The 20,640-nt window shown below is 72.2% G+C and carries 20 protein-coding genes; 15 read left to right on the top strand and 5 right to left on the bottom strand.

Features of this window, described 5'->3' with window-relative positions:
• Window positions 1-31: 31 nt before the first annotated feature.
• Both ACIQMJ_RS38720 and ACIQMJ_RS38715 read right to left on the bottom strand, forming a co-directional pair.
• Window positions 32-514 carry a hypothetical protein gene (locus ACIQMJ_RS38720; RefSeq protein WP_499765991.1) on the bottom strand — a complete coding sequence of 161 codons (483 nt, stop codon included), beginning with the start codon at window positions 512-514 and terminating at the stop codon, window positions 32-34.
• A 2-nt stretch (window positions 515-516) separates the two neighbouring features.
• Window positions 517-1,902, bottom strand: a complete 1,386-nt coding sequence (locus tag ACIQMJ_RS38715) for a helix-turn-helix domain-containing protein (RefSeq protein ID WP_499765990.1) — start codon at window positions 1,900-1,902, stop codon at window positions 517-519.
• Window positions 1,903-2,347: 445 nt separating this feature from the next.
• Here ACIQMJ_RS38715 and ACIQMJ_RS38710 point away from each other — a divergent pair, with 445 nt between their 5' ends.
• From ACIQMJ_RS38710 to whiA, 7 genes are all read left to right on the top strand, one after another.
• On the top strand, window positions 2,348-2,839 hold the full coding sequence (locus ACIQMJ_RS38710; RefSeq protein WP_141982425.1) for a hypothetical protein: 492 nt from the start codon (window positions 2,348-2,350) through the stop codon (window positions 2,837-2,839).
• Between the two features lie 14 nt (window positions 2,840-2,853).
• Complete coding sequence (locus tag ACIQMJ_RS38705) at window positions 2,854-3,264, top strand: Rieske (2Fe-2S) protein (RefSeq protein WP_499765989.1); 411 nt, start codon at window positions 2,854-2,856, stop codon at window positions 3,262-3,264.
• 102 nt (window positions 3,265-3,366) lie between these two features.
• Window positions 3,367-3,846, top strand: coding sequence for a Rieske (2Fe-2S) protein (locus tag ACIQMJ_RS38700; protein ID WP_499765988.1), 480 nt, complete (start codon window positions 3,367-3,369; stop codon window positions 3,844-3,846).
• A 112-nt stretch (window positions 3,847-3,958) separates the two neighbouring features.
• A complete protein-coding gene (gene uvrC / locus ACIQMJ_RS38695) occupies window positions 3,959-5,902 on the top strand; it encodes an excinuclease ABC subunit UvrC (RefSeq protein ID WP_499765987.1) in 1,944 nt (647 codons plus the stop codon).
• 54 nt (window positions 5,903-5,956) lie between these two features.
• Window positions 5,957-6,814 (top strand): RNase adapter RapZ, encoded by an 858-nt coding sequence (gene rapZ, locus ACIQMJ_RS38690; RefSeq protein ID WP_053721427.1) that lies wholly within the window; start codon window positions 5,957-5,959, stop codon window positions 6,812-6,814.
• On the top strand, window positions 6,811-7,842 hold the full coding sequence (locus tag ACIQMJ_RS38685) for a gluconeogenesis factor YvcK family protein (protein ID WP_499765986.1): 1,032 nt from the start codon (window positions 6,811-6,813) through the stop codon (window positions 7,840-7,842). The genes rapZ and ACIQMJ_RS38685 overlap by 4 nt, the downstream gene beginning before the upstream one ends.
• Window positions 7,833-8,819 (top strand): DNA-binding protein WhiA, encoded by a 987-nt coding sequence (whiA, locus tag ACIQMJ_RS38680; RefSeq protein WP_053721404.1) that lies wholly within the window; start codon window positions 7,833-7,835, stop codon window positions 8,817-8,819. The genes ACIQMJ_RS38685 and whiA overlap by 10 nt, the downstream gene beginning before the upstream one ends.
• A gap of 11 nt (window positions 8,820-8,830) precedes the next feature.
• Here the strand turns inward: whiA and ACIQMJ_RS38675 are convergent, their stop codons facing one another.
• Complete coding sequence (locus ACIQMJ_RS38675; protein WP_499765985.1) at window positions 8,831-10,888, bottom strand: acyltransferase family protein; 2,058 nt, start codon at window positions 10,886-10,888, stop codon at window positions 8,831-8,833.
• 955 nt (window positions 10,889-11,843) lie between these two features.
• Between ACIQMJ_RS38675 and gap the strand changes: the two genes are divergently transcribed.
• From gap to ACIQMJ_RS38650, 5 genes are all read left to right on the top strand, one after another.
• Window positions 11,844-12,848 carry a type I glyceraldehyde-3-phosphate dehydrogenase gene (gene gap, locus ACIQMJ_RS38670; RefSeq protein WP_073894620.1) on the top strand — a complete coding sequence of 335 codons (1,005 nt, stop codon included), beginning with the start codon at window positions 11,844-11,846 and terminating at the stop codon, window positions 12,846-12,848.
• Window positions 12,849-12,870: 22 nt separating this feature from the next.
• Window positions 12,871-14,034, top strand: a complete 1,164-nt coding sequence (locus tag ACIQMJ_RS38665) for a phosphoglycerate kinase (RefSeq protein WP_499765984.1) — start codon at window positions 12,871-12,873, stop codon at window positions 14,032-14,034.
• Complete coding sequence (gene tpiA, locus ACIQMJ_RS38660) at window positions 14,034-14,822, top strand: triose-phosphate isomerase (protein WP_141982432.1); 789 nt, start codon at window positions 14,034-14,036, stop codon at window positions 14,820-14,822. The genes ACIQMJ_RS38665 and tpiA overlap by 1 nt, the downstream gene beginning before the upstream one ends.
• A 90-nt stretch (window positions 14,823-14,912) precedes the next feature.
• Window positions 14,913-15,146, top strand: coding sequence for a preprotein translocase subunit SecG (secG, locus tag ACIQMJ_RS38655; RefSeq protein ID WP_360449807.1), 234 nt, complete (start codon window positions 14,913-14,915; stop codon window positions 15,144-15,146).
• A 74-nt stretch (window positions 15,147-15,220) separates the two neighbouring features.
• Entirely contained in the window at window positions 15,221-15,565 is a 345-nt protein-coding gene (locus tag ACIQMJ_RS38650) for an RNA polymerase-binding protein RbpA (protein WP_015103628.1), read from the top strand.
• Window positions 15,566-15,670: 105 nt separating this feature from the next.
• Here ACIQMJ_RS38650 and ACIQMJ_RS38645 read toward each other — a convergent pair whose 3' ends face one another.
• Window positions 15,671-16,018: a hypothetical protein gene (locus ACIQMJ_RS38645; protein ID WP_499765983.1), complete on the bottom strand. Its 348-nt coding sequence runs from the start codon at window positions 16,016-16,018 to the stop codon at window positions 15,671-15,673.
• On the opposite strand from ACIQMJ_RS38645, the gene ACIQMJ_RS38640 reads away from it, so the two are divergent.
• The 3 genes from ACIQMJ_RS38640 to ACIQMJ_RS38630 all read left to right on the top strand — a co-directional run bounded on the left by ACIQMJ_RS38640 (window position 16,005) and on the right by ACIQMJ_RS38630 (window position 19,214).
• Window positions 16,005-16,406: a hypothetical protein gene (locus ACIQMJ_RS38640; RefSeq protein WP_499765982.1), complete on the top strand. Its 402-nt coding sequence runs from the start codon at window positions 16,005-16,007 to the stop codon at window positions 16,404-16,406. The genes ACIQMJ_RS38645 and ACIQMJ_RS38640 overlap by 14 nt on opposite strands.
• Window positions 16,407-16,632: 226 nt before the next feature.
• On the top strand, window positions 16,633-17,421 hold the full coding sequence (locus tag ACIQMJ_RS38635; RefSeq protein WP_499765981.1) for a hypothetical protein: 789 nt from the start codon (window positions 16,633-16,635) through the stop codon (window positions 17,419-17,421).
• On the top strand, window positions 17,418-19,214 hold the full coding sequence (locus ACIQMJ_RS38630) for a serine/threonine-protein kinase (RefSeq protein ID WP_499765980.1): 1,797 nt from the start codon (window positions 17,418-17,420) through the stop codon (window positions 19,212-19,214). The genes ACIQMJ_RS38635 and ACIQMJ_RS38630 overlap by 4 nt, the downstream gene beginning before the upstream one ends.
• A gap of 116 nt (window positions 19,215-19,330) precedes the next feature.
• Here ACIQMJ_RS38630 and ACIQMJ_RS38625 read toward each other — a convergent pair whose 3' ends face one another.
• The gene (locus ACIQMJ_RS38625; protein WP_499765979.1) at window positions 19,331-20,608 is read right to left on the bottom strand and encodes a sensor histidine kinase; all 1,278 of its coding nucleotides are present in this window, start codon (window positions 20,606-20,608) and stop codon (window positions 19,331-19,333) included.
• Window positions 20,609-20,640 lie beyond the last annotated feature (32 nt).

Below are 20,640 nucleotides of genomic sequence, written 5' to 3'. Positions count from 1 at the left end.
CCGGCCATCGCGGACGGGAACGGTCCTCGTTTCAGCCCCGACGTGCTCCTTCCGGCCACACGACCACGACGGGCACGCCCGACGCGCGTGCCGTCTCCACGACGTCCGCCGTGCCGCCGCGCCCGTCCGGCGGCTGACCGTCCCACACGGCGATCAGCAGCTCCACCGACGCGAGCATCCGCTCGTTCGCCATCACGTACGCGTGCCGCCCGGACAGCTCGTTGGGCAGCACGCTGACCACGTGCGCCTGCGCCAGCAGCTCGTCGTAGTCCGCCCGCTTCTCCGGTCTCAGCTTCTCCCGGTAGTCCATCGCGGGCAGCACCACCTCGACCCGGCCGCCCAGCTCCAGCACCACCCGCGCGAACAGCTGGTCCGCGCCCGGCGCCAGGCAGGTCACCCCGACCAGGGATGACCCGCCCGCCGCCTCGGCCTCCAACGCCGCGCGGATGGCCTCGCGCACGGCGTCGACGCAATCGGGCGCCAGCTTGCTGTGCCCGGTGACTCCCACCCGCATCACTAGGCCGTCCGCACCCCGCGGATCGCGTCACGGGTGTCGCGCACGACCGCCAGGTCGCGGTGCCGCTCGGCCTCCTTGGCGAAGTCCTGGAGCTTGCGCACCACCCGCCCGGACGCCAGGCCCGCCGCCGTGGGCAGCACCTGCTGGATCAGCCCGCACGCCTCCTCGGGCTCGCCCGCCACCATCTTCGTGCGGGCCAGCCCGATGACGTCGAACGCCCGGTTGCGCACCCTGGCCGGGTCGCGCAGGTCCAGCGCCCGCCGGATGTGCTGCTCGGCCATCGGCGCCTGCTTCGGGTCGTGCCCGGCCAGGTCCCGCATCCGGGCACCGATGACCCCTTCCAGCTCCGCCTCGTCGAACGAGTCCAGCCACCACGGGTCCGAGCCGGGTCGCCGCTGCGCGAAGCTGTCCTGCGCCTGCCCGACCGCCCGGTGGAACTCCCGCACCCGACCCATCTGGGCGTAGGCCCACGCCTCCCGGGTCAGCAGGAGCGCCTGCAACGTCGGGGTGGCGTTGCGCCGGGTGCCGTACTGGCCGAGCTGGACCAGTTCTAAACCGTCCTCGGGGCGGCCCAGGTCGAACATCTGCCGGGCCATCGCCGCCAGGCACAGCGCGGCGAACGGGTCGTTGCGCCCGGCTTTCGCCATCCGCACGCCCAGCACGTAGTACCGCTGCGCGGCGTCGTGCATGCCCGCGTCCCACGACATGCTCGCCGCGACCTTGGACAGCTCGGCCCCGATGAAGAAGGCCCGTTCCGTGGTCGGGCCCGCCGGTGCGCGCGACAGCCGCTCGGCCAGTTCCTCCAACTGCCCGAGCACCGCCTTGCGCGCCAGCCCGTACCCGCCTCGTCCGCCCCACCCGCGCAGCCCGTCGGCGACGCGCTGCAACGCCGCCAGCTCCTCTTCGCTGATCGCCGCGCTGGACGACCACTTGGACAGGGGCTGCAAGGGGTGCAGCCACCGCTGCAACGGTTCGACCAGTGCGGGACCCATCGCCACCGCGGCGGCTCCGGTGAGCGCCGCTCGTCTGCTGATCGCCAAGTCGTTCCTCGCCGTCTCCTCGACCGATCTGGCAATGCTCGACGCGTCCCACGCCGCGCCGAGCACATCGGGCGGGGCGCCGCGATCGGCGTCCGCCTGGCTTGGGATTCCGACGCGGTCGAACCACAGCCGGTCGGCCGGGACGCCGAGCGCCCGCGCGAAGTGCCGCAGGCGGTCGATCCGGTCGATCGGGTTCTCACCGGTCTCGTACCGCGACAGCTGAGCCTGGGAGATACCCAGCCAGGACGCCATGCGGTCCTGGGTGACGCGGCTGACGTGCTGGGGGTGGTGCCGGTAGGCGGCGAGGAGGGCGCCCATGTTCCGGTCGGCGAACGCGGCAGCCATCGTCTCGTGGTCCCAGAAGTCCCCGGGGACCTCGGGTGGTCCGTAGAGCTCGGTCCGCGCGTTGCGGCGACAACGCTGGCAGAGCCGGTCGGTGTTGTCGGCGGCGATCAGCGCCCCGCACGTCGGGCATGCGCGCCTGGTACTGGCTGCTCTTCGAGCTTTCCGTTCCATGGCTCGCTCCCGTCACTGAGCGTGCTCACCAGTGTATAGAGATGTGATCAGGAGTCCATGCATTTGGTGCATAAGGCGGGGTGGACCCCTGGTCGGACGCCGTGTGACGCCGGGTGGTGGATGAACGGCATCCGTCCGGTGCATGGATCCGACCCGATAACGGTGTGGTGGAACGCCCCGATCGGCCGGAGGCTGCGTGGTGTGCCAGTGCCGGGTCGACCCCGCGGCCCGCGCACACCGCCCACTCCACCCGACCGGGGAGGGACTCCCGCCGATGAGCATCACCGCCGCCACCACCGCAGACAACGGCCCGCGATTCGGACCACGCGACCGCGCGCACCAGCAGGCACTCGGTGAGGCGATCGCGGGTTACCGGCTGCTGGGCTGGAAGGTGTCCGTGACCGAGCAGGGGGTGTTCTTGCCGCTCGGCCCCGCCACCACCGCCCTGGCCATGCCCGCCCGCATCGGCTCGCGCGTCCTGGCCGACCTCAAAGCCCGGATGCTGGCCGGCCCCGTCACCGTGATCCCGGGCCCGCGGGAGCACTGGATCTTCCTCGCCGAGCTGGTCGCCCTGCTGCCCACGCACCTGAAGGCGCCCGCCGAGGTCCAGTTCGTCCGCTCGCCGCAGCGCATCGCGCTGCCGCCCACGATGACCCGGTACGGGTCGCTGAGGTGGGCGAACCCGCCGTCGCACTCGCGGCACTGGTTCCCGCCGTTCACGGCGGTGCTGGCGCTGGCCCGCACGGCGGTGGCCAAGGACCAGTAGGCGAAGATGGGCGGGTGGACCGACGGACGCTGCTGTGCGGACTGCTCGCCCTGACCGCCGGTGTGCCCGCGGCCGCGTGCGGCTCGGGCGCGCCGACGCGTCGACCCGGTGTCGGCTCGGCCCGCGCGGGTGACCGCCTGGCCGGGCTCACCGACGTCCCGGTGGGGTCCGGGGCGCTGGTCGACGTCGGCGGCGACGGCCAGTTGTTGCTGGTCAGGCCGTCGCAGACGGAGGTGCGGGCGTTCAACCCGGCCTGCCCGCACCAGGGCACGACGGTGAACCCGCCCGCCGCCGGCACGATCAGCTGCCCCACGCACCGCTCCGCGTTCGACCCGACGACCGGGGCGGTGCTGTCCGGCCCGTCACCGCGGGGCTTGGCGGAGGTCGCGGTGACGGTGTCCGGGCCGGACGTGTTCCTTTCCTGAAGATCCCGTCTCACGTGCTGGAGTGTTGAACCCCGCTTCACGTGGTGTCGTATTGCCTGTGTGCCCGAACGACCACCCACCACGAACAGCGGAGGACCTGCGGTGAGTTCAACGGAGAACACGGGGATGTCCCGGCGCTCGGTGCTGTGCGGCGTGCTCGTCGCGCTGGCGGTGCCGGGCGGCCTGGCCGCGTGCAGCAGCGGCTCCACCCCGAGCGGCACGACGACCGGCGGCGCCACGCCCGGTGGCGGCACGGCACCCGGCGGCGGCACCACCCCGGCCGGCCCGCCGATCATCGCGGCGCTGGCCGACGTGCCCGACGGCGGCGGCCTGATCGCGGGCAACCCGGCCGACAGCAAGCCGCTCGTGCTGGTCCGCACCGGTGACACGGTGAAGGCTTACGACGCCACCTGCCCGCACCAGGGCACCGCGGTGTCGCCGCCGGAGAACGGCGTGATCACCTGCCCCAACCACGGCAGCACGTTCAACGCGGCGGACGGCGCGGTGACGAAGGGCCCGGCCACCACGGGCCTGAAGGAGGTCCCGGTCAAGGTGGCGGCGGGCCAGGTCGTGCCGGCCTGAGCGCGAGCCCGGCCGGGCCGCCCCCCGGCCGGGGTGCCGCCGGCGGACCGGACCGACCCCGGCACAGGTCGGTCCCGGCGAGCCTGTCGGTGCCCACACGTACCCTTTGCGTGTGGCCGACCCGTCGACCTATCGCCCTGCGACAGGCACCATCCCCGAAGCCCCCGGCGTCTACAAGTTCCGCGACGCCGGCGGTCGCGTGGTGTACGTCGGCAAGGCCAAGAGCCTGCGCCAACGCCTGAACTCCTACTTCGCCGACATCGCCGGGCTGCACCCGCGCACCCGGCAGATGGTGACCACCGCCGCGAGCGTCGAGTGGACCGTCGTCGGGACCGAGGTCGAGGCGCTCCAGCTCGAGTACAACTGGATCAAGGAGTTCGACCCGCGGTTCAACGTCCGCTACCGGGACGACAAGTCCTACCCGGTGCTGGCCGTCACGCTGCACGAGGAGTTCCCCCGGCTGCACGTCTACCGCGGCCCCCGCCGCAAGGGCGTGCGCTACTTCGGCCCGTACGCCCACGCCTGGGCGATCCGCGAGACGCTGGACCTGCTGCTGCGGGTGTTCCCGGCGCGCACCTGCTCGGCGGGCGTGTTCAAGCGGCACGGCCAGATCGGCCGCCCCTGCCTGCTCGGCTACATCGACAAGTGCTCGGCGCCGTGCGTGGGCCGGGTCAGCGCGGACGAGCACCGCGACATCGTCGAGGACTTCTGCGACTTCCTCGCGGGCCGGACGGACTCTATGGTGCGCCGGCTGGAGCGGGAGATGACCGCCGCGGCCGAGGAGCTGGAGTTCGAGAAGGCGGCCCGCCTGCGCGACGACCAGGCCGCCCTCAAGCGCGCCCTGGAGAAGCAGGCCGTCGTCCTCGGCGACGGCACGGACGCCGACGTGGTCGCGTTCGCGCAGGACGACCTGGAGGTCTCGGTCCAGGTCTTCCACGTGCGCGGCGGCCGGGTCCGCGGCCAGCGCGGCTGGGTGGTCGACAAGGTGGACGAGACCGGAGTGACCGGCCTGGTCGACCAGTTCGTCACCCAGTTCTACGGCGAGCAGGTCGAGTCGGCGCAGGCCAGCGGGGTCGAGTCGGCGCCGGTGCCGCGCGAGGTGCTGGTGCCGGAGCTGCCCGACGACGCCGAGGCGGTCGAGAAGTGGCTGTCGGAGCTGCGCGGCGGCCGGGTGGTGCTGCGGGTGCCGCAGCGGGGCGACAAGCGGGCGCTCATGGAGACGGTGGAGCGCAACGCCAAGGAGGCGTTCCAGCAGCACAAGCTGCGCCGCGCGGGCGACCTGACGGCCCGGTCGGCGGCGTTGCAGGAGCTCCAGGAGGCGCTGGGCCTGGACACGGCGCCGCTGCGCATCGAGTGCACCGACATCAGCCACGTGCAGGGCACGGACGTGGTGGCGTCGCTGGTGGTGTTCGAGGACGGCCTGGCGCGCAAGTCGGAGTACCGGCGGTTCGCCGTGCGCGAGGGCGCGGAGCAGGGCGACGTCGGCTCGATCGCCGAGGTGGTGCGGCGGCGGTTCCAGGCTTACCTGCGGGACAACAAGGACACGGGCGGCGCGACACCGGGCATCGACCCGGAGACCGGCAAGCCGCGCAAGTTCGCCTACGCGCCGAACCTGCTGGTCGTGGACGGCGGCGCGCCGCAGGCGCAGGTAGCCTCCGACGTCCTGGCCGAACTCGGCATCACCGACGTGGCCGTGGTGGGCCTGGCGAAGCGGTTGGAGGAGGTGTGGGTGCCCGGAGAGCCCGACCCGGTGATCCTGCCGCGCACCAGCGAGGCCCTCTACCTGCTGCAACGGGTGCGCGACGAGGCGCACCGGTTCGCGATCGCCTACCACCGGCAGAAGCGGTCCAAGCGGATGACGACCTCCGCGCTGGACGAGGTGCCCGGCCTGGGGCAGACGCGCAAGGCCGCGCTGTTGAAGCACTTCGGCTCACTGAAGAAGTTGCGTGAGGCGAGCATCGAGGAGATCAGCGGTGTGCCCGGGGTGGGCCGGCGCACCGCGGAGGCCGTGCACGCGACGTTGAGCACGGCCGGTACCGAAGAGGGCGTCGGCTGAGCCGACGATCAGACGGGAGCACAAGTGAGCGCACCGGCCGGCGAGAAGTCCGGCATCGAAGTCGCGGTGGTGACGGGCCTGTCCGGGGCGGGCCGCAGCACGGCCGCGAAGTGCCTGGAGGACCTGGGCTGGTTCGTGGTGGACAACCTGCCGCCCGAGCTGATCGCGACCATGGTGGAGCTGGGCGCTCAGGCCAGGGGCGCGATCACCAGGGTCGCGGTGGTGATGGACGTGCGCAGCCGCGCGTTCACCGAGGACCTGGCGGCGGTGATCAAGGACCTGGACGCGCGCGGCTACAAGCCGAAGGTGCTGTTCCTGGAGGCCACCGACGACGTGCTGATCCGGCGGTTCGAGTCGGTGCGGCGCGGCCACCCGCTGCAGGCGGACGGCAGGCTGGCCGACGGCATCGAGGCCGAGCGGGTCCTGCTCACGCCGCTGCGCGAGGAGGCCGACCTGGTGCTGGACACCTCGGCGCTGTCGGTGCACCAGCTGCGGGCCAAGATCGAGGACACGTTCGGCACCGAGTCCGCGACCCGCACCAGGGTCACCGTGCTGTCGTTCGGCTACAAGTACGGCCTGCCGATGGACGCCGACCTGGTGATGGACGTGCGGTTCCTGCCGAACCCGTTCTGGATCCCGGAGCTGCGCGAGCAGACCGGCCTGGACGGCGACGTGCGCAACTACGTGCTCACGCAGGAGGGCGCGGAGGAGTTCCTGGACCGCTACCACGAGCTGCTGCGGCTGATCGGCGCCGGCTACCGGCGCGAGGGCAAGCGGTACCTGACGCTCGCGGTCGGCTGCACCGGCGGCAAGCACCGCAGCGTGGCCATCTCCGAGGAGCTGGCGGGCCGGCTGGCCAGCGAGGACGGCATGGCCGTCAAGGTCGTGCACCGGGACCTGGGACGCGAGTGAGCTTCAGAGCGGTCGCGCTGGGCGGTGGGCACGGGCTGCACGCCACGCTCACCGCCCTGCGCCGGGTGACCGACGACGTGACGGCCGTGGTGACGGTCGCGGACGACGGCGGCTCGTCGGGGCGGTTGCGCCGCGAGCTGGGCCTGCTGCCGCCCGGCGACCTGCGCAAGGCGATGGTGGCGCTGGCCGGGGCGGACCCGTCCAGCGCGTTGTGGGCGACGCTGTTCCAGCACCGCTTCGGCGGCACGGGCGCGCTCGCCGGGCACGCGGTGGGCAACCTGGTGCTGGCGGGCCTGCTGGAGCAGCTCGGCGACCCGGTCGCGGTGCTGGAGGAGGCGGGCCGGCTGCTCGGCGTGCGCGGGCGCGTGCTGCCGATGTGCACCGAGCCGCTGTCGATCGAGGCCGACGTGACCGGGCTGGACGACGACGCCGACGTGGTGCGCCGCATCCGGGGCCAGGTCGCGATCGCCACCACGCCGGGGCGCGTGCAGCGCATCCGGCTCTACGGGCCCGGCGGTCCGGGCGAGGCGCCGCGCGGCTGCGCGCAGGCGGTGGAGGCGGTGCTCGCGGCGGACGTGGTGGTGCTCGGGCCCGGCTCGTGGTTCACCAGCGTGCTGCCGCACCTGCTCGTGCCCGAGCTGCACGACGCCCTCGTGCGCACGTCGGCGCGAAAGGTCGTCGTGCTCAACCTCGTCCCCCAACCGGGGGAAACCGACGGCTTCTCGCCGGAGCTGCACCTGGACGTGCTGTGCGAGCACGCGCCCGCGCTGCGGGTGGACGCGGTGATCGCCGACGTCGACGCGGTGCCCGTGCCGGACCGGCTGCGCCGGGCCGCCGCAGCTCTGGGCGCTGCGGCGCACCTCGCGCCCATCGCCGTGCCGGGCGCGCCGGACCGGCACGACCCGACCGCGCTGGCGTCGGCCGTCACGCGGGCGTTGGCCGGCCCTGGTGACGGGACCGGTGGGGCGTCGAGTACAACCCTCCAGGAAGACCGGACGAGCAGGGGAGGCGAGGCGCCGTGGCGATGACGTCGGCGGTGAAGGACGAGCTGAGCAGGCTGGCCGTCTCCAAGACCTGCTGCCGCCGCGCGGAGGTGGCCTCGCTCCTGCGGTTCGCGGGCGGCCTGCACATCGTCGGCGGCCGGGTGGTCGTCGAGGCGGAGCTGGACCTGGGTTCCACGGCGCGGCGGCTGCGGCGGGAGATCCACGAGCTGTACGGGCACCAGTCGGACGTGTTCACGATCACGTCCAGCGGTCTGCGCAAGGGCACCCGGTTCGTGGTGCGGGTGGTCAAGGACGGCGAGGGCCTGGCCCGGCAGACCGGTCTGCTGGACCCGCGCGGACGCCCGGTGCGCGGCCTGCCCGCCCCGGTCGTGTCGGGCGGGGTGTGCGACGCGGAGGCGGCGTGGCGGGGCGCGTTCCTGGCGCACGGCTCGCTGACCGAGCCGGGCCGGTCGTCGTCGATGGAGGTGACCTGCCCCGGCCCGGAGGCGGCGTTGGCGCTGGTCGGCGCGGCCCGGCGGATGGGCATCGGCTCCAAGTCGCGCGAGGTGCGCGGCGCGGAGCGCGTGGTGATAAGGGACGGCGACGCGATCGGCGCGATGCTGACCAGGCTCGGCGCCCACGACAGCGTCCTGGCCTGGGAAGAGCGCCGGATGCGCCGCGAGGTCCGCGCCACCGCCAACCGCCTGGCCAACTTCGACGACGCCAACCTGCGCCGCTCGGCCCGCGCCGCCGTCGCCGCCGCCGCCCGCGTCCAGCGGGCGCTGGAGATCCTCGGCGCCGAGGCACCGGACCACCTGGCCGCCGCGGGCGCCCTGCGCCTGGCCCACCGCCAGGCGTCGCTGGAGGAGCTGGGTCAGCTCTCCGACCCGCAGATGACCAAGGACGCCGTCGCGGGCCGCATCCGCCGCCTGCTGGCGATGGCGGACAAGCGGGCCAAGGAACTGGGCATGCCCGACACCGAGTCCGCGGTGACGGCGGACATGCTCGACGCCGAGGTCTGACCGGGCCGGCGTCAGCGCAGCCCGAGGGCGGTCACGAGCGGGTCGACCAGGGACCGGACGTAGGTGTCGGTGAGGTGGTTGTCCCGGTAGACGACCACGTTGCCCACCACGGCGGGACAGCTGTCGGCGCGGCAGATCCAGTCGGTCAGGTCGACCACCCGCACCCCCGCCAACCCGCCCGCCGCCTCGGCCAACGGGTCGGTCGACGAGCCGACCGCCTTCGCCCGCGACGTGTCGCAGTCGGCCGGGCGGTCCGGGTGGCGCTCCAGGCAGGGCACGACGGGGTCGGCCGGCCTGGGCAGGCCGCGGATCACGGCGACCGGGATGTCGGCGTCGGCCAGCGCGGCGAGCATGGTCCGGTAGCCCTCGACGGCGCGCTCGGGCGACTCCCAGGTCCAGTTGAGGTCCGCGCGGTAGGACTCGGGTGACATGGCGGCGGTGATCACCAGGTCCGGGTGCAGGCCGCGGATCAGGTCGAGCTTCCGCGCGTTCTCGTCCGAGCAGATGGTCAGCGGCGTGCCCGCGTCGGACGGCGGCACGGACGTGAACGGGCAGCCGTTGCGCACGATGACCTTCACCCGCCACAGGCCGGCGCCCTCGAGCCGGACGAACTCGGCCAGGGCGCTGCTGAACTGGGCGGCGTGCGAATCACCGACGATGACGATGGTCTTCGGGGCCGCGGGATCGCCGTACATGCACGACGTGAGCCCGGCGGTCATGTCGTAGATGTTGCAGTCGCCCGGCAGGTCGCCGAGCGGCCCGTCCTGCGCGGCCACGGCCGGCGCGGGCGCGAGGGCGACACCGGTCGGCACCGGGTGCGGTCGGCTCGGGTCGAGGGCCAGCGCGCCGGGGTGGTCGACGTCGATCACCGCCCGGTCGCGCAGCGCGGCCAATGCCGACTCGGCCGACACCCACCCGCCCGCCGCGACCGCGGCGGTCACCGCGATCATCGCCACGCCGGTCCCGTAGGTGGTGCGCCTGCGGACGGGTTTGCGTTGCCGGAACGGGTCCTCCACGAACCGCTTGGACAGCGCTGCCAAGACCAGGCTGAGGGCCCCGGCGAGCACGACCTGGTTCCGGTCCAGCACCTGGCGCTCGGTGATCTCCAGCAGGAACACGATCACCGGCCAGTGCCACAGGTACAGGCTGTAGGAGATGTCACCGACGTAGGTCAGCGGCCGAACGCCCAGCACGCGGGCCAGCGAGTCGTCCCGGGCGACCAGCATCGCGAGGGCCCCGAGCGTGGGCAGCGCCGCGACCCAGCCGGGGAACGCCATGGCGGTGCTGAACGAGAACGCGCTCACCAGCACAGCGGCCAGGCCGCCCCAGCCGAGCAGCAGGCGCGCCGCCGCGCCGAGCCGCACCCGGTGCAGCGCCATCGCGGCCAGGCCGCCGACGCCGAGCTGCCACATCCGCGTCGGCGTCACGAAGTAGGCCGCGCCCGGGTCGACCGGCGTGTACCAGACCGAGAACGCGAACGACGCCGCCGTGATCACCGCGACCGCGACCACCGCGCACCGCACCGGGCCCGCGCCCCGGCGTGCCGCCAGGACGGCCGCCACCAGCAGCACCAGCGGGATCACCAGGTAGAACTGCTCCTCGACGGCCAGCGACCAGAAGTGCTGCACCGGTGACGCGCCGACGGTCGCGTGCCCGTAGTCGTTCGACAGCACGGCCAGCAGCCAGTTCTGCGCGTTCACCGCGGAGAACACGACCTCCCGCAGCACGACCGGCCACCGCGACTGGGGCAGCACCGCGAGCACCGCCGCTGTGACGGCCAGCAGCACGACGGTGGCGGCGGGCAGCAGCCGGCGGATGCGGCGCGCGTAGAAGGCGAGCAGCCCGACCCGCCCGGTGCGGCGGATCTCGCCGGTGAGCGTGCCGATGATCAGGAAGCCGGAGATCACGAAGAAGACGTCGACGCCGACGAAACCGCCGGGCAGCCGCGCGGGGCGCAGGTGGTAGCAGACCACCAGGCCCACGGCGAGCGCCCGCAGGCCCTGGATGTCGGCCCGGACCGCGGGGCGGCTCGGGGCGCGGGTGGGCGCGACAGACGGTTCACCGGTCACCAGCGCCACTACCCACCGCCAAGGTCGTCGAGAAAAGCGGCGCAGCTTAACCCGATGGAGTGACGCTGGCGGTAGTCCGTTGAGCGAAGCGTTACCACTTCCGGGCGGATCTGTGGCCGGCTTTCGCGATCAGGTGGTCAGGGTCATGCCGGGCCCGTCGTCGGCCAGGGCCGTTCGGCAGGGGGCGGGTTGGGTCCTCCGGAGCCCGACCGGTGACTTCAGCCCTGCGACATCCCGTTGATCGAAAGCGACGTAGAGGGCAGGAAGCAGTCGTCCCGTCTCCGCGGAGGTCGTTCGCCATGAAGAACCACAGCAGGACTGTCGCGGTCACCGGTGTCGTCACCAGCGCCGTGCTGGCGCTCGCGGGCGCGGCGCAGGCGTACATTCTGGCTTCGGCGCCACCACCGAGACCGGCACCACGCCCGTCCTCGGCGGCCCGTGCCCCGGCAACGAGGGCCACGAGGGCACCTGGACGAGCGTCGAGCAGGTCGACGCCTCCGGCGGCCTCTACACCTACTACGGGCTCTCCTCCGCCCTGCTGACCCCGACCGCCTGACCGACCCCCACGCGAGTCGAACCCCCAGACCCCGAGAGTCGAACGCTCAGACCCCGAGAGTCCTACGTTCAGGACCCCTGAATTCAACGCTCGGAACGCCACCCTCCGTCACGGAGCGCACAGCCTGCGCCCGGCCACCGAGAGTCATACGCTGGGAACCGGAACCCCCGGCGGCGAGACGCGTCGCAGCCGCACTCCGGGGTCACGAAGCCCCGTGGACCGAGTTACCGTCAGGTAACAAGCCGGTCAAGCTGGATTTTCTTGTTCGATAAAGAGATCCTGGTGGTCCACGTGACCAGGGACGCAGGCCGGAGGCTAGGCTGGCTCTCGGCTGCCTGGTCAGCCCATGACTGCACGCCCCTGGCGGTCAACGCCAGTCGAGTACCGAGGAGACTCACCGTGACGGTTCGCGTAGGTGTCAATGGTTTCGGCCGCATCGGTCGCAACTTCTGGCGCGCCGTTCAGGCCAGCGGGCACGACATCGAGATCGTCGCCTTCAACGACCTCGGTGACGTCAACACCATGGCCCACCTGCTCAAGTACGACTCCATCCTCGGCCGCCTCGACGGCGAGGTGACCGTGACCGACGAGGGCATCGCGGTCGACGGCAAGGTCATCAAGGCCCTGGCCGAGCGCGACCCGGGCAAGCTGCCCTGGAAGGACCTCGGCGTCGACGTCGTCGTGGAGTCGACCGGCTTCTTCACCGACGCCTCGGCCGCGCGCAAGCACGTCGACGAGGGTGGCGCGAAGAAGGTCATCATCTCCGCCCCGGCCAAGGGTGAGGACCTCACCGTGGTGCTGGGCGCGAACGACGACCAGTACGACGGCTCGCAGACCGTCATCTCCAACGCCTCGTGCACCACGAACTGCCTGGCCCCGCTGGCCAAGGTGCTGCACGACAGCTTCACCATCGAGCGTGGCCTCATGACCACGATCCACGCCTACACCCAGGACCAGAACCTGCAGGACGCGCCGCACAAGGACCTGCGCCGCGCCCGTGCCGCCGCGCTGAACATCGTGCCCACCAGCACCGGTGCCGCGAAGGCGATCGGCCTGGTCCTGCCCGAGCTCAAGGGCAAGCTCGACGGCTACGCCCTGCGCGTGCCCGTGCCCACCGGCTCGGCCACCGACCTGACCGTCACCGTGGGCCGCGAGGTCACCGTGGACGAGGTCAACGCCGCCTACAAGGCCGCCGCCGACGGCCCGCTGAAGGGCTACCTGCGCTACAACACCGACCCGATCGTGTCGGCCGACATCGTCACCGACCCGGCGTCCTGCATCTACGACGCGCCGCTGACCAAGGTCATCGGCAACCAGGTCAAGGTCGTCGGCTGGTACGACAACGAGTGGGGCTACTCGAACCGCCTCGCCGACCTGGTCAACCTGGTCGCCAGCAAGCTCTGAGCGAAGAGGCGGAGCACTCGCTGTGAAGACTCTCGACGATCTGCTCAGCGAGGGTGTCTCGGGTCGGCGCGTCCTGGTGCGCGCCGACCTGAACGTCCCCCTCGACGGCGACCGGATCACCGACGACGGCCGCGTCCGCGCGTCGGTCCCCACCCTCAAGGCGCTCGTGGACGCGGGCGCCCGCGTCCTGGTCGCCGCCCACCTGGGCCGCCCCAAGGGCGAGCCCGACCCCAAGTTCTCCCTCGCTCCCGTGGCCACGCGGCTCGGCGAGCTGCTCGGCCTGCCGGTCGAGATCGGCACCGAGGCCGCCGGTGACGGCACCGTCGTGCTGCTGGAGAACATCCGCTTCGACGCCCGCGAGACCAGCAAGGACGACGCCGAGCGCGCCGCCCTCGCCGACGAGCTGGCCGCCAAGGCCGACGCGTTCGTCTCCGACGGGTTCGGCGTCGTGCACCGCAAGCAGGCGTCGGTCTACGACGTCGCCCAGAAGCTCCCGCACTACGCGGGCGGCCTCGTGCTGGCCGAGGTCGAGGTGCTGCGCAAGCTCACCGACGACCTCCAGCGCCCGTACGTCGTCGTGCTCGGCGGCGCGAAGGTCTCCGACAAGCTCGGCGTCATCGCGAACCTGCTCACCAAGGTCGACCGGCTCCTCATCGGTGGCGGCATGGCCTACACCTTCCTCAAGGCCCAGGGCCACGAGGTCGGCGGCTCGCTGCTCCAGGAAGACCAGCTCGACCAGGTCCGCGGCTTCCTCGCCGAGGCCGAGAAGCGCGGCGTCGAACTCGTGCTCCCGGTCGACGTGCTCGCCGCCACCGACTTCGCGCCCGACGCGGAGTTCGAGGTCGTGGCCACCGACGCCATCCCCGCCGACCGGCAGGGCCTGGACATCGGCCCGGCCACCCGCGAGCTGTTCGCGGCCAAGCTCGCCGACGCCAAGACCGTGTTCTGGAACGGTCCGATGGGCGTGTTCGAGTTCGAAGCCTTCTCCGGCGGCACCCGCGCGGTGGCCGAGGCGCTGGTCAAGAGCGACGCGTTCACCGTGGTCGGCGGCGGCGACTCGGCCGCGGCCGTGCGCGCGCTGGGCCTGCCCGAGGACGGGTTCTCGCACATCTCCACCGGCGGTGGGGCGTCCCTGGAGTACCTGGAGGGCAAGGAACTGCCCGGCGTGTCTGTGTTGGAGGCGTGATGGCCCAGCGTCAGCCCCTCATCGCGGGCAACTGGAAGATGAACCTCAACCACCTCGAGGCCATCGCCCTGGTGCAGAAGATCGCCTTCTCCCTCCCGGAGAAGTACTTCGCCAAGGTCGAGGTGGCGGTGCTGCCGCCGTTCGTCGACATCCGGTCCATCCAGACCCTCGTCGACGGCGACAAGCTGCTGCTCAAGTACGGCGCGCAGGACCTCTCGCCGCACGACTCGGGCGCCTACACCGGTGACGTGTCCGGCCCGATGCTCGCCAAGCTCGGCTGCTCCTACGTCACCGTGGGCCACTCCGAGCGCCGCGAGTACCACAACGAGGACGACGCGACCGTCAACAAGAAGGTCAAGGCCGCCCTCAAGCACGGCATCACGCCCATCTTCTGCCTCGGCGAGCAGGTGGACGTGCGCGAGGCAGGCGGGCACGTCGAGCACTGCACCGAGCAGCTCGTCGCGGGCCTCAAGGGCCTCACCGCCGAGCAGGTGCGGGACGTCGTCGTGGCCTACGAGCCCGTGTGGGCGATCGGCACCGGCAAGGTCGCCTCGTCGGCCGACGCGCAGGAGGTCTGCGCGGCCATTCGGGTCAAGCTCGCCGAGCTGTACGGCGAGGACGTCGCTTCGGCCGTTCGAGTGCTTTACGGCGGCTCGGTCAAGTCGGGCAACATCGCCGAGTTGATCGCGCAGAAGGACGTCGACGGCGCCCTTGTGGGTGGTGCGAGCCTGGATGCGGACGAGTTCGCCAAGCTGTGCGCGCTCGCCGCGGGCGGCCCTCTACCCTGATGTGATTGACACGCACCTTACCCGCGGTGGTCCACGGTCGGCAGTCGACCGGGTACTCTGTGGCGTCACCTGCCTGACAGCGAGGAAGAAATGATCCTGTTCCTGCAGATCCTGTTGATCGTCTCCAGTCTGCTGCTGATCCTGCTCGTGCTCCTGCACCGCGGGCGCGGCGGCGGTCTGTCCTCGTTGTTCGGCGGCGGTATGCAGTCCAGCCTGTCCGGTTCCAGCGTGGTGGAGAAGAACCTCGACCGGCTGACGTTGTTCGTCGGCGCGGTCTGGGTCATCGCCATCGTGGGCATCGGGCTGTTGATGAAGGTCAACTGACACAGGTCGGCGGGCGCCGACGGCGTCGGCCGACACGGACACAGGGAAACCACGTGGTGGGGGTGTGAGGGTCGATGGCTGGTGGTAACGCGATTCGCGGTACCCGCGTCGGCGCAGGCCCGATGGGCGAATCGGAGCGCGGCGAGTCCGCGCCCCGACGTCGGGTGTCGTACTGGTGCGCGAACGCGCACGAGTCTCGGCCGTCGTTCGCGGTCGAAGCCGAGATCCCGGAGAACTGGGACTGCCCCCGGTGCGGTCTGCCGGCCGGGCGCGACGAGCAGGCTCCACCTGCTCCGCCGCGCAACGAGCCGTACAAGACGCACCTGGCGTACGTGAAGGAGCGGCGCTCCGACGCGGACGGTGAAGCGATCCTCGAAGAGGCGCTCACCAAGCTGCGCAAGCAGCGCGAAGAGCCCTAGTCAGGCTCTGGCGACAACGGCACGACGGCCCCCGCGGAACTCCCGCGGGGGCCGTCGCACGTTCTGCTCCTCGCACGTTTCGCGCCTCGGCCGGCTCGGTGCGACCTAGCGCTTGGCGAACAGGCCCGCGAACTGGCGCCGGACCAGGATCGCGCCCACCAGCACGAAGAACACCAGGATCACCAGGGTGGACGACGAGCCGCCCGTGGAACTGGTCAGCGCCACGTCGACGCTGCCCACCAGCACCACACCGCAGTCCGCCCGGATCACGTGGCGGCCCGGCTGGATCATGGTGAACTCGACCCTGGTGCTGAACGTGCCCGAGTCGTTCGCCGTCGCCGTGCCGACGTCCTCGCCCAACGCGCTGAGCCGCACCGGCGAACCCGGGTCGCAGCCCGTGCCCGTGGCGGTCAACGGGTCACCCGGCTGGATGTTGTCCTTGTCCAACGTCAACGCGCCGTCACCGTCGTACGGCGTCACCGACGTGGTCGTGGCCGGCGCGGAGCTGTCCGTCGTCGTGGTCGTCGTCGTGGTGGTGGTAGTGGTCGTGGTGGTCGGCCGGGTCGTCGTGGTGACCGGAGGGCGCGTCGTCGTCGTGGTCACCGGGGCGTCGGTGGTCGTGGTGACCGGGGGAGCGGTGGTGGTCGTGGTCGGCCTCGACGTCACCGTGAAGCTGTCCGACGGGTTCGACGTCGCCGCGCACACCGGCCGCGCCGTGACCCGGTGCCCGCCCACACCCGCGTTCGCCGGCACCGTCGCCGTGGCCGACCCCGCGCCGCGCCCCGAGTGCCGGCCGCTGCCGACCACCGTGCCGCCGTCCCACAGGATGCGCACGGTGTAGTCCGAGCAGTCCGGGTCGAGGTACACGCCGGTCCAGCTCACCGTGAACGAGCTCCCCGGCGGACCCGAATCCGGGTTCGCCGTCGCGACGCCCTGCTGCTGCGCCGATACCGGTGCCGCGACAAGCGCCGTAACGGCACACGTCAAGGCACCGAGTAGAGCTAGTGTTCCTGCCGATCGCATACCGACTCCCGGACCAGTCCGCTACCCACCGACGAGGTGCCCCTGTGAGACGCATTATGAGCAGCGTCGGTTTACTGCTCCTGTGCGGGATCTTCCTCGGCGTCGTCCCCGCCCACGCCGCCGAGGGCGCGGTCACCATCGACGCCACGGTGGACGGAACCCCGATCGGCGACGACGAGCTGCTGCTCGACCCGGCCCGCTCCTCCCTCATCACCGTGACCGTCCACAACGGAACGAACACGGTGCGCCACATCAAGACGATCCGGCTGTCCGGCACGGCGCTGGCGTTGACGTTCTTCTCCTACGACACGACCGTTCCGTTCGACGTGCCGGCGAAGCAGAGCGTCACCCGCGGGTTCGTGCTCGACCTCGGGCAGCTCGGCGGGCAGGCGACCGGCCTGCTGCCGACCGAGCTGGAAGTGCTCGACACCAACCGGGAGCTGGTCGCGGCGATCGGCGTCACCGGTGACGTCCGCGGGTCGATGTGGTCGGTGTACGGGGTGTTCGGGTTGGCCGTGTTCGGGTTGACGGTCCTGGCGTGGGCGGGCGCGCTGGTCGCGCTCGCCCGCCGGCGGCTGCCCGCGAACCGGTGGCAGCGGGCCATGCGGTTCCTGCCCGCCGGCGTCGGCACCGGGCTCGTCGCGGTGATCTCGCTGTCCGTGCTGCGGATCATGCCGCCCTCACCCGCCGCGGAGATCCCGTTCATCCTCGGCGCGGCGGCGGCCGCGTTCGCCCTCGGCTACCTGACACCGCACCCGGACGTGGACGACTTCCCCCGCGACCCCGAGAGCACGCAGCGCATCACGCGGCCGTTGCCCGGCGGTGTCGCGTGACGGTGTCGGCGAACGTGGTCGCGGCGCTGCCGCAGTACGACGTCGGCGCCGAGGTCGGGCGCGGCGGGATGGGGGTCGTGTACGCGGCCGTGCACCGGCCGCTGGGACGGGCGGTGGCGGTGAAGCGGCTGCCCGGCGTGCTCGCGTCGGACGAGCGGATGAGCGCCCGGTTCGCGCACGAGGCGCGGCTGCTGGCGCGGCTCGACCACCCGCACATCGTGCCCGTGTACGACTACGTCCAGGACCGCGGCGAGCACCTGCTGGTGATGGAGAAGCTCGACGGTGGCACGGTGTGGTCGAAGTTCACCGGTTCAGGTGTCACCCCGGCTACGTCGTGTGCCTACGGGCTGGCGATGCTGTCCGGGTTGCACGCGGCGCACGAGGCCGGGGTGCTGCACCTGGACGTGAAGCCGAAGAACCTGCTGTTCACCGCCGGCGGGGTGCTGAAGGTCGCCGATTTCGGGATCTCGCAGGTGGTGAGCGAGGGGGCGACGCTCGTGACGCACGGCGGGCAGGTGCTCGGGACACCCGCGTACCTGGCCCCGGAGCAGGCGCTGGGCAACCCGTTGAGCCCGGCGGCCGACGTCTACGGCGCGGCGACGGTGCTGTACGAGCTGCTGAGCGGCCGGTTGCCGTTCGACAGCGGGGGTGGGGCGCTGGCGATGATCCAGCGTCACGTCTACCACCAACCCCGCCCCCTGACCGAGGTACCGGATCCACTCGCCCGGGTGATCATGCGGGGGATCGAACGCGACCCCGAATCCCGCTACCGCAACGCGGAGACCTTCGCCGTCGACCTGGCCACCGCCGCTGCGGAGGTCTTCGGCCGGGACTGGCTGCTGCGCCTGGGCACCCCGATCCACCTGACCCCGCACGTCGCCGCCGCCACCACCCGCCCCCACCCCACCTCCCTCACCGTTCCTTCCACCACCCTCCCCTCTCCCGGTTCTTCCTCCCCGACCTTCGCCTCGCCCAACCACCACTTCCCCCGGGACACCCTCAACCTCCCCGTCCGCGCAACCCTCACCGACACTCCACCCCCGCCGGTGCACCTGGGCGCACAAACCCTCGTCCCCGCCGCCCAACTCCTGACCGCCCCGAAACCGACCCGCTGGCTCGCCTTGGCCGCCGCCCTGACCGGGGCCCTGATGCTCGCCCTGCCCTTCACCGTCCCGGGCCGCGCCCTGCCAGTCCACGCCGCCGACCTGACCAAGCCGCTCTCCCTGGGCCACGGCAACCCCACCACCGCCCACCTGACCGTGACCGCCGCCGGCATCACCCTGGCCGACGTACCCGCCGTCACCACCGCGCCGACATCCCCCGACGCCACCTCTCCCGACGCCCCCACACCCCCGCCGTCACCGCTGACGTTCGAGCTTCCGGGCGCGAGTCGGTGGATCGTGGGCGGCGCGGCGGTGGCGACGGTGACGTCCGACGGCCAGTCCGCCGACTACTCCCTCCAGCCACTCACCCACCCGCTGATCAGCATCATGGGCGCGGGCAGCGCGGTGCTGCTGCTGTTCACGCTCGCGTACCTCGAGTCGATCCTGCGATCGCTGCGGCGGCGTCCGGTGAGCGCGGCAGCGGGATCGGGGGCGGGATCGAGGGCAGGCACCGGCGCGGTGGTCGTGGCAGCGCCGTTGGGGTTCGGGCTCGGCGTGGCCGTGTGGCTCCTGCCGTCCGTGCTGCTGCGCCACACGCCCGACCTGTGGCCGGCGCTCGTCTGCGGCGGGCTGGGTGCGGTGGCAGCGGTGTGCACGGCGGTGGCGGCCCGGCGGTCGGCGTTGCGTTGACGGCAGGCTCCCGGCTCGGCGGCTCGCGTCGACCCTGACCGCTGGTGTTGGACCTGACGGCTGATCCTGAGCCTGGCGTCGACCTGGCGGCTGACCCGATAGGGGGACCGGGCGGGTCAGGGTTCCAGGGGTCTGACCAGGGGGAACGTTACCTTGACGGCGAAGCCGCCGCTGTCCGTCGGGCCGGCTTCGAGTTCGCCGTCCAGCAGTGCGGCGCGTTCGCGCAGGCCCACCAAGCCATGACCGCCACTGGGCAGCGTCACGCCGTCCACCGACCCCTTCGGAGCCTCGTTGCGCACCTCCACGCACAGGTGATCGGCATCAGCGACCACCACCACGGCCGTCGGAGCGCCGCACGCGTGCTTGCGCACGTTCGTCAACGCCTCCTGCACCGTCCGGTAAGCCGCGCCCGACACCGGGGCCGGCAGGTCGGCCACCGGACCCTGGACGGTCAGCGTCGCCGGGATGCCCGCGGAGCTCACCAGTTGCGCCAGGTCCTCGATCCGGGGTTGCGGTGAGTCGTCGCCGTTCGTCGTCCGCAGCACGCTGACCAGCTGCCGCAGCTCGTCCAACGTCCTCGTGCTCAACATCCGGATCGTCCCGGCGACCTGCTTGGCGTTCGGATCGGCCGCCGCCACCCGCAGCGCACCCGCCTGCATCGCGATCAGGCTCACCTGGTGCGACACGACGTCGTGCATCTCCCGCGCCAACCTCGCCCGCTCGTCCGCCCGCACCGCGTGGGCGTGCAGCATCCGCTCCCGCTCCCGGCTCGCGGCCAGCTCGGAGATCCGCGCCGACAACTCCTCCCGCGCGTGCGCCAGCAACCCGATCGCGATCGGCATGCCCGCGACGATGCACCCGTAGATCGCGTTGTGCACGTGCGTCTTCCAGTCGAGCCCCATGAACTCGTCCGGCGGCCACACGAAGAACCGGCTCAGCCACACCAGCGCGGCCCCGACGTAGGTCTGCGCCGACAGCAGCTTCTGCCGCGCCAGCACCCCCAGGGCGATCATCGCGGCCAACTGCGCCCATCCGGCCAGGAACCCGGGCACGGTGATCAGCACGACCAGGAACGGGAACCGCCGGCACAGCGCCACGGCCACCACCGAGATGGCCGACAGCACGTAGTTGTAGCCCTCGGCCTCGGGCACGACCCGCAGCCACACGTCCAGCGCCGAGATCCCGACGGCCGCCACGTCGAACGCCAGCCGCCGGTGCCGCCCGGACAGCCGGCCGAGCACCCGCCCGAACGACCCGAGGAAGGCAGCACGCCGCACCCGTTCGGTCGGAACGCCGTTGACCCGACCGCTCGGCAGCCTCTCGACAGCGTTGCCGGCCAGGGCCCGACCTCCTGTGTCAGCTATCCGCCGGTCCTCACCGTACTGCGCTGTCATCACGCTTGGCATGACCCGCCTTTCCGCCCCGA

Source organism: Actinosynnema sp. NPDC091369, assembly GCF_044757065.1.
Taxonomy (GTDB): domain Bacteria; phylum Actinomycetota; class Actinomycetes; order Mycobacteriales; family Pseudonocardiaceae; genus Actinosynnema.
This window is presented reverse-complemented; position numbering and strand designations above follow the sequence as displayed.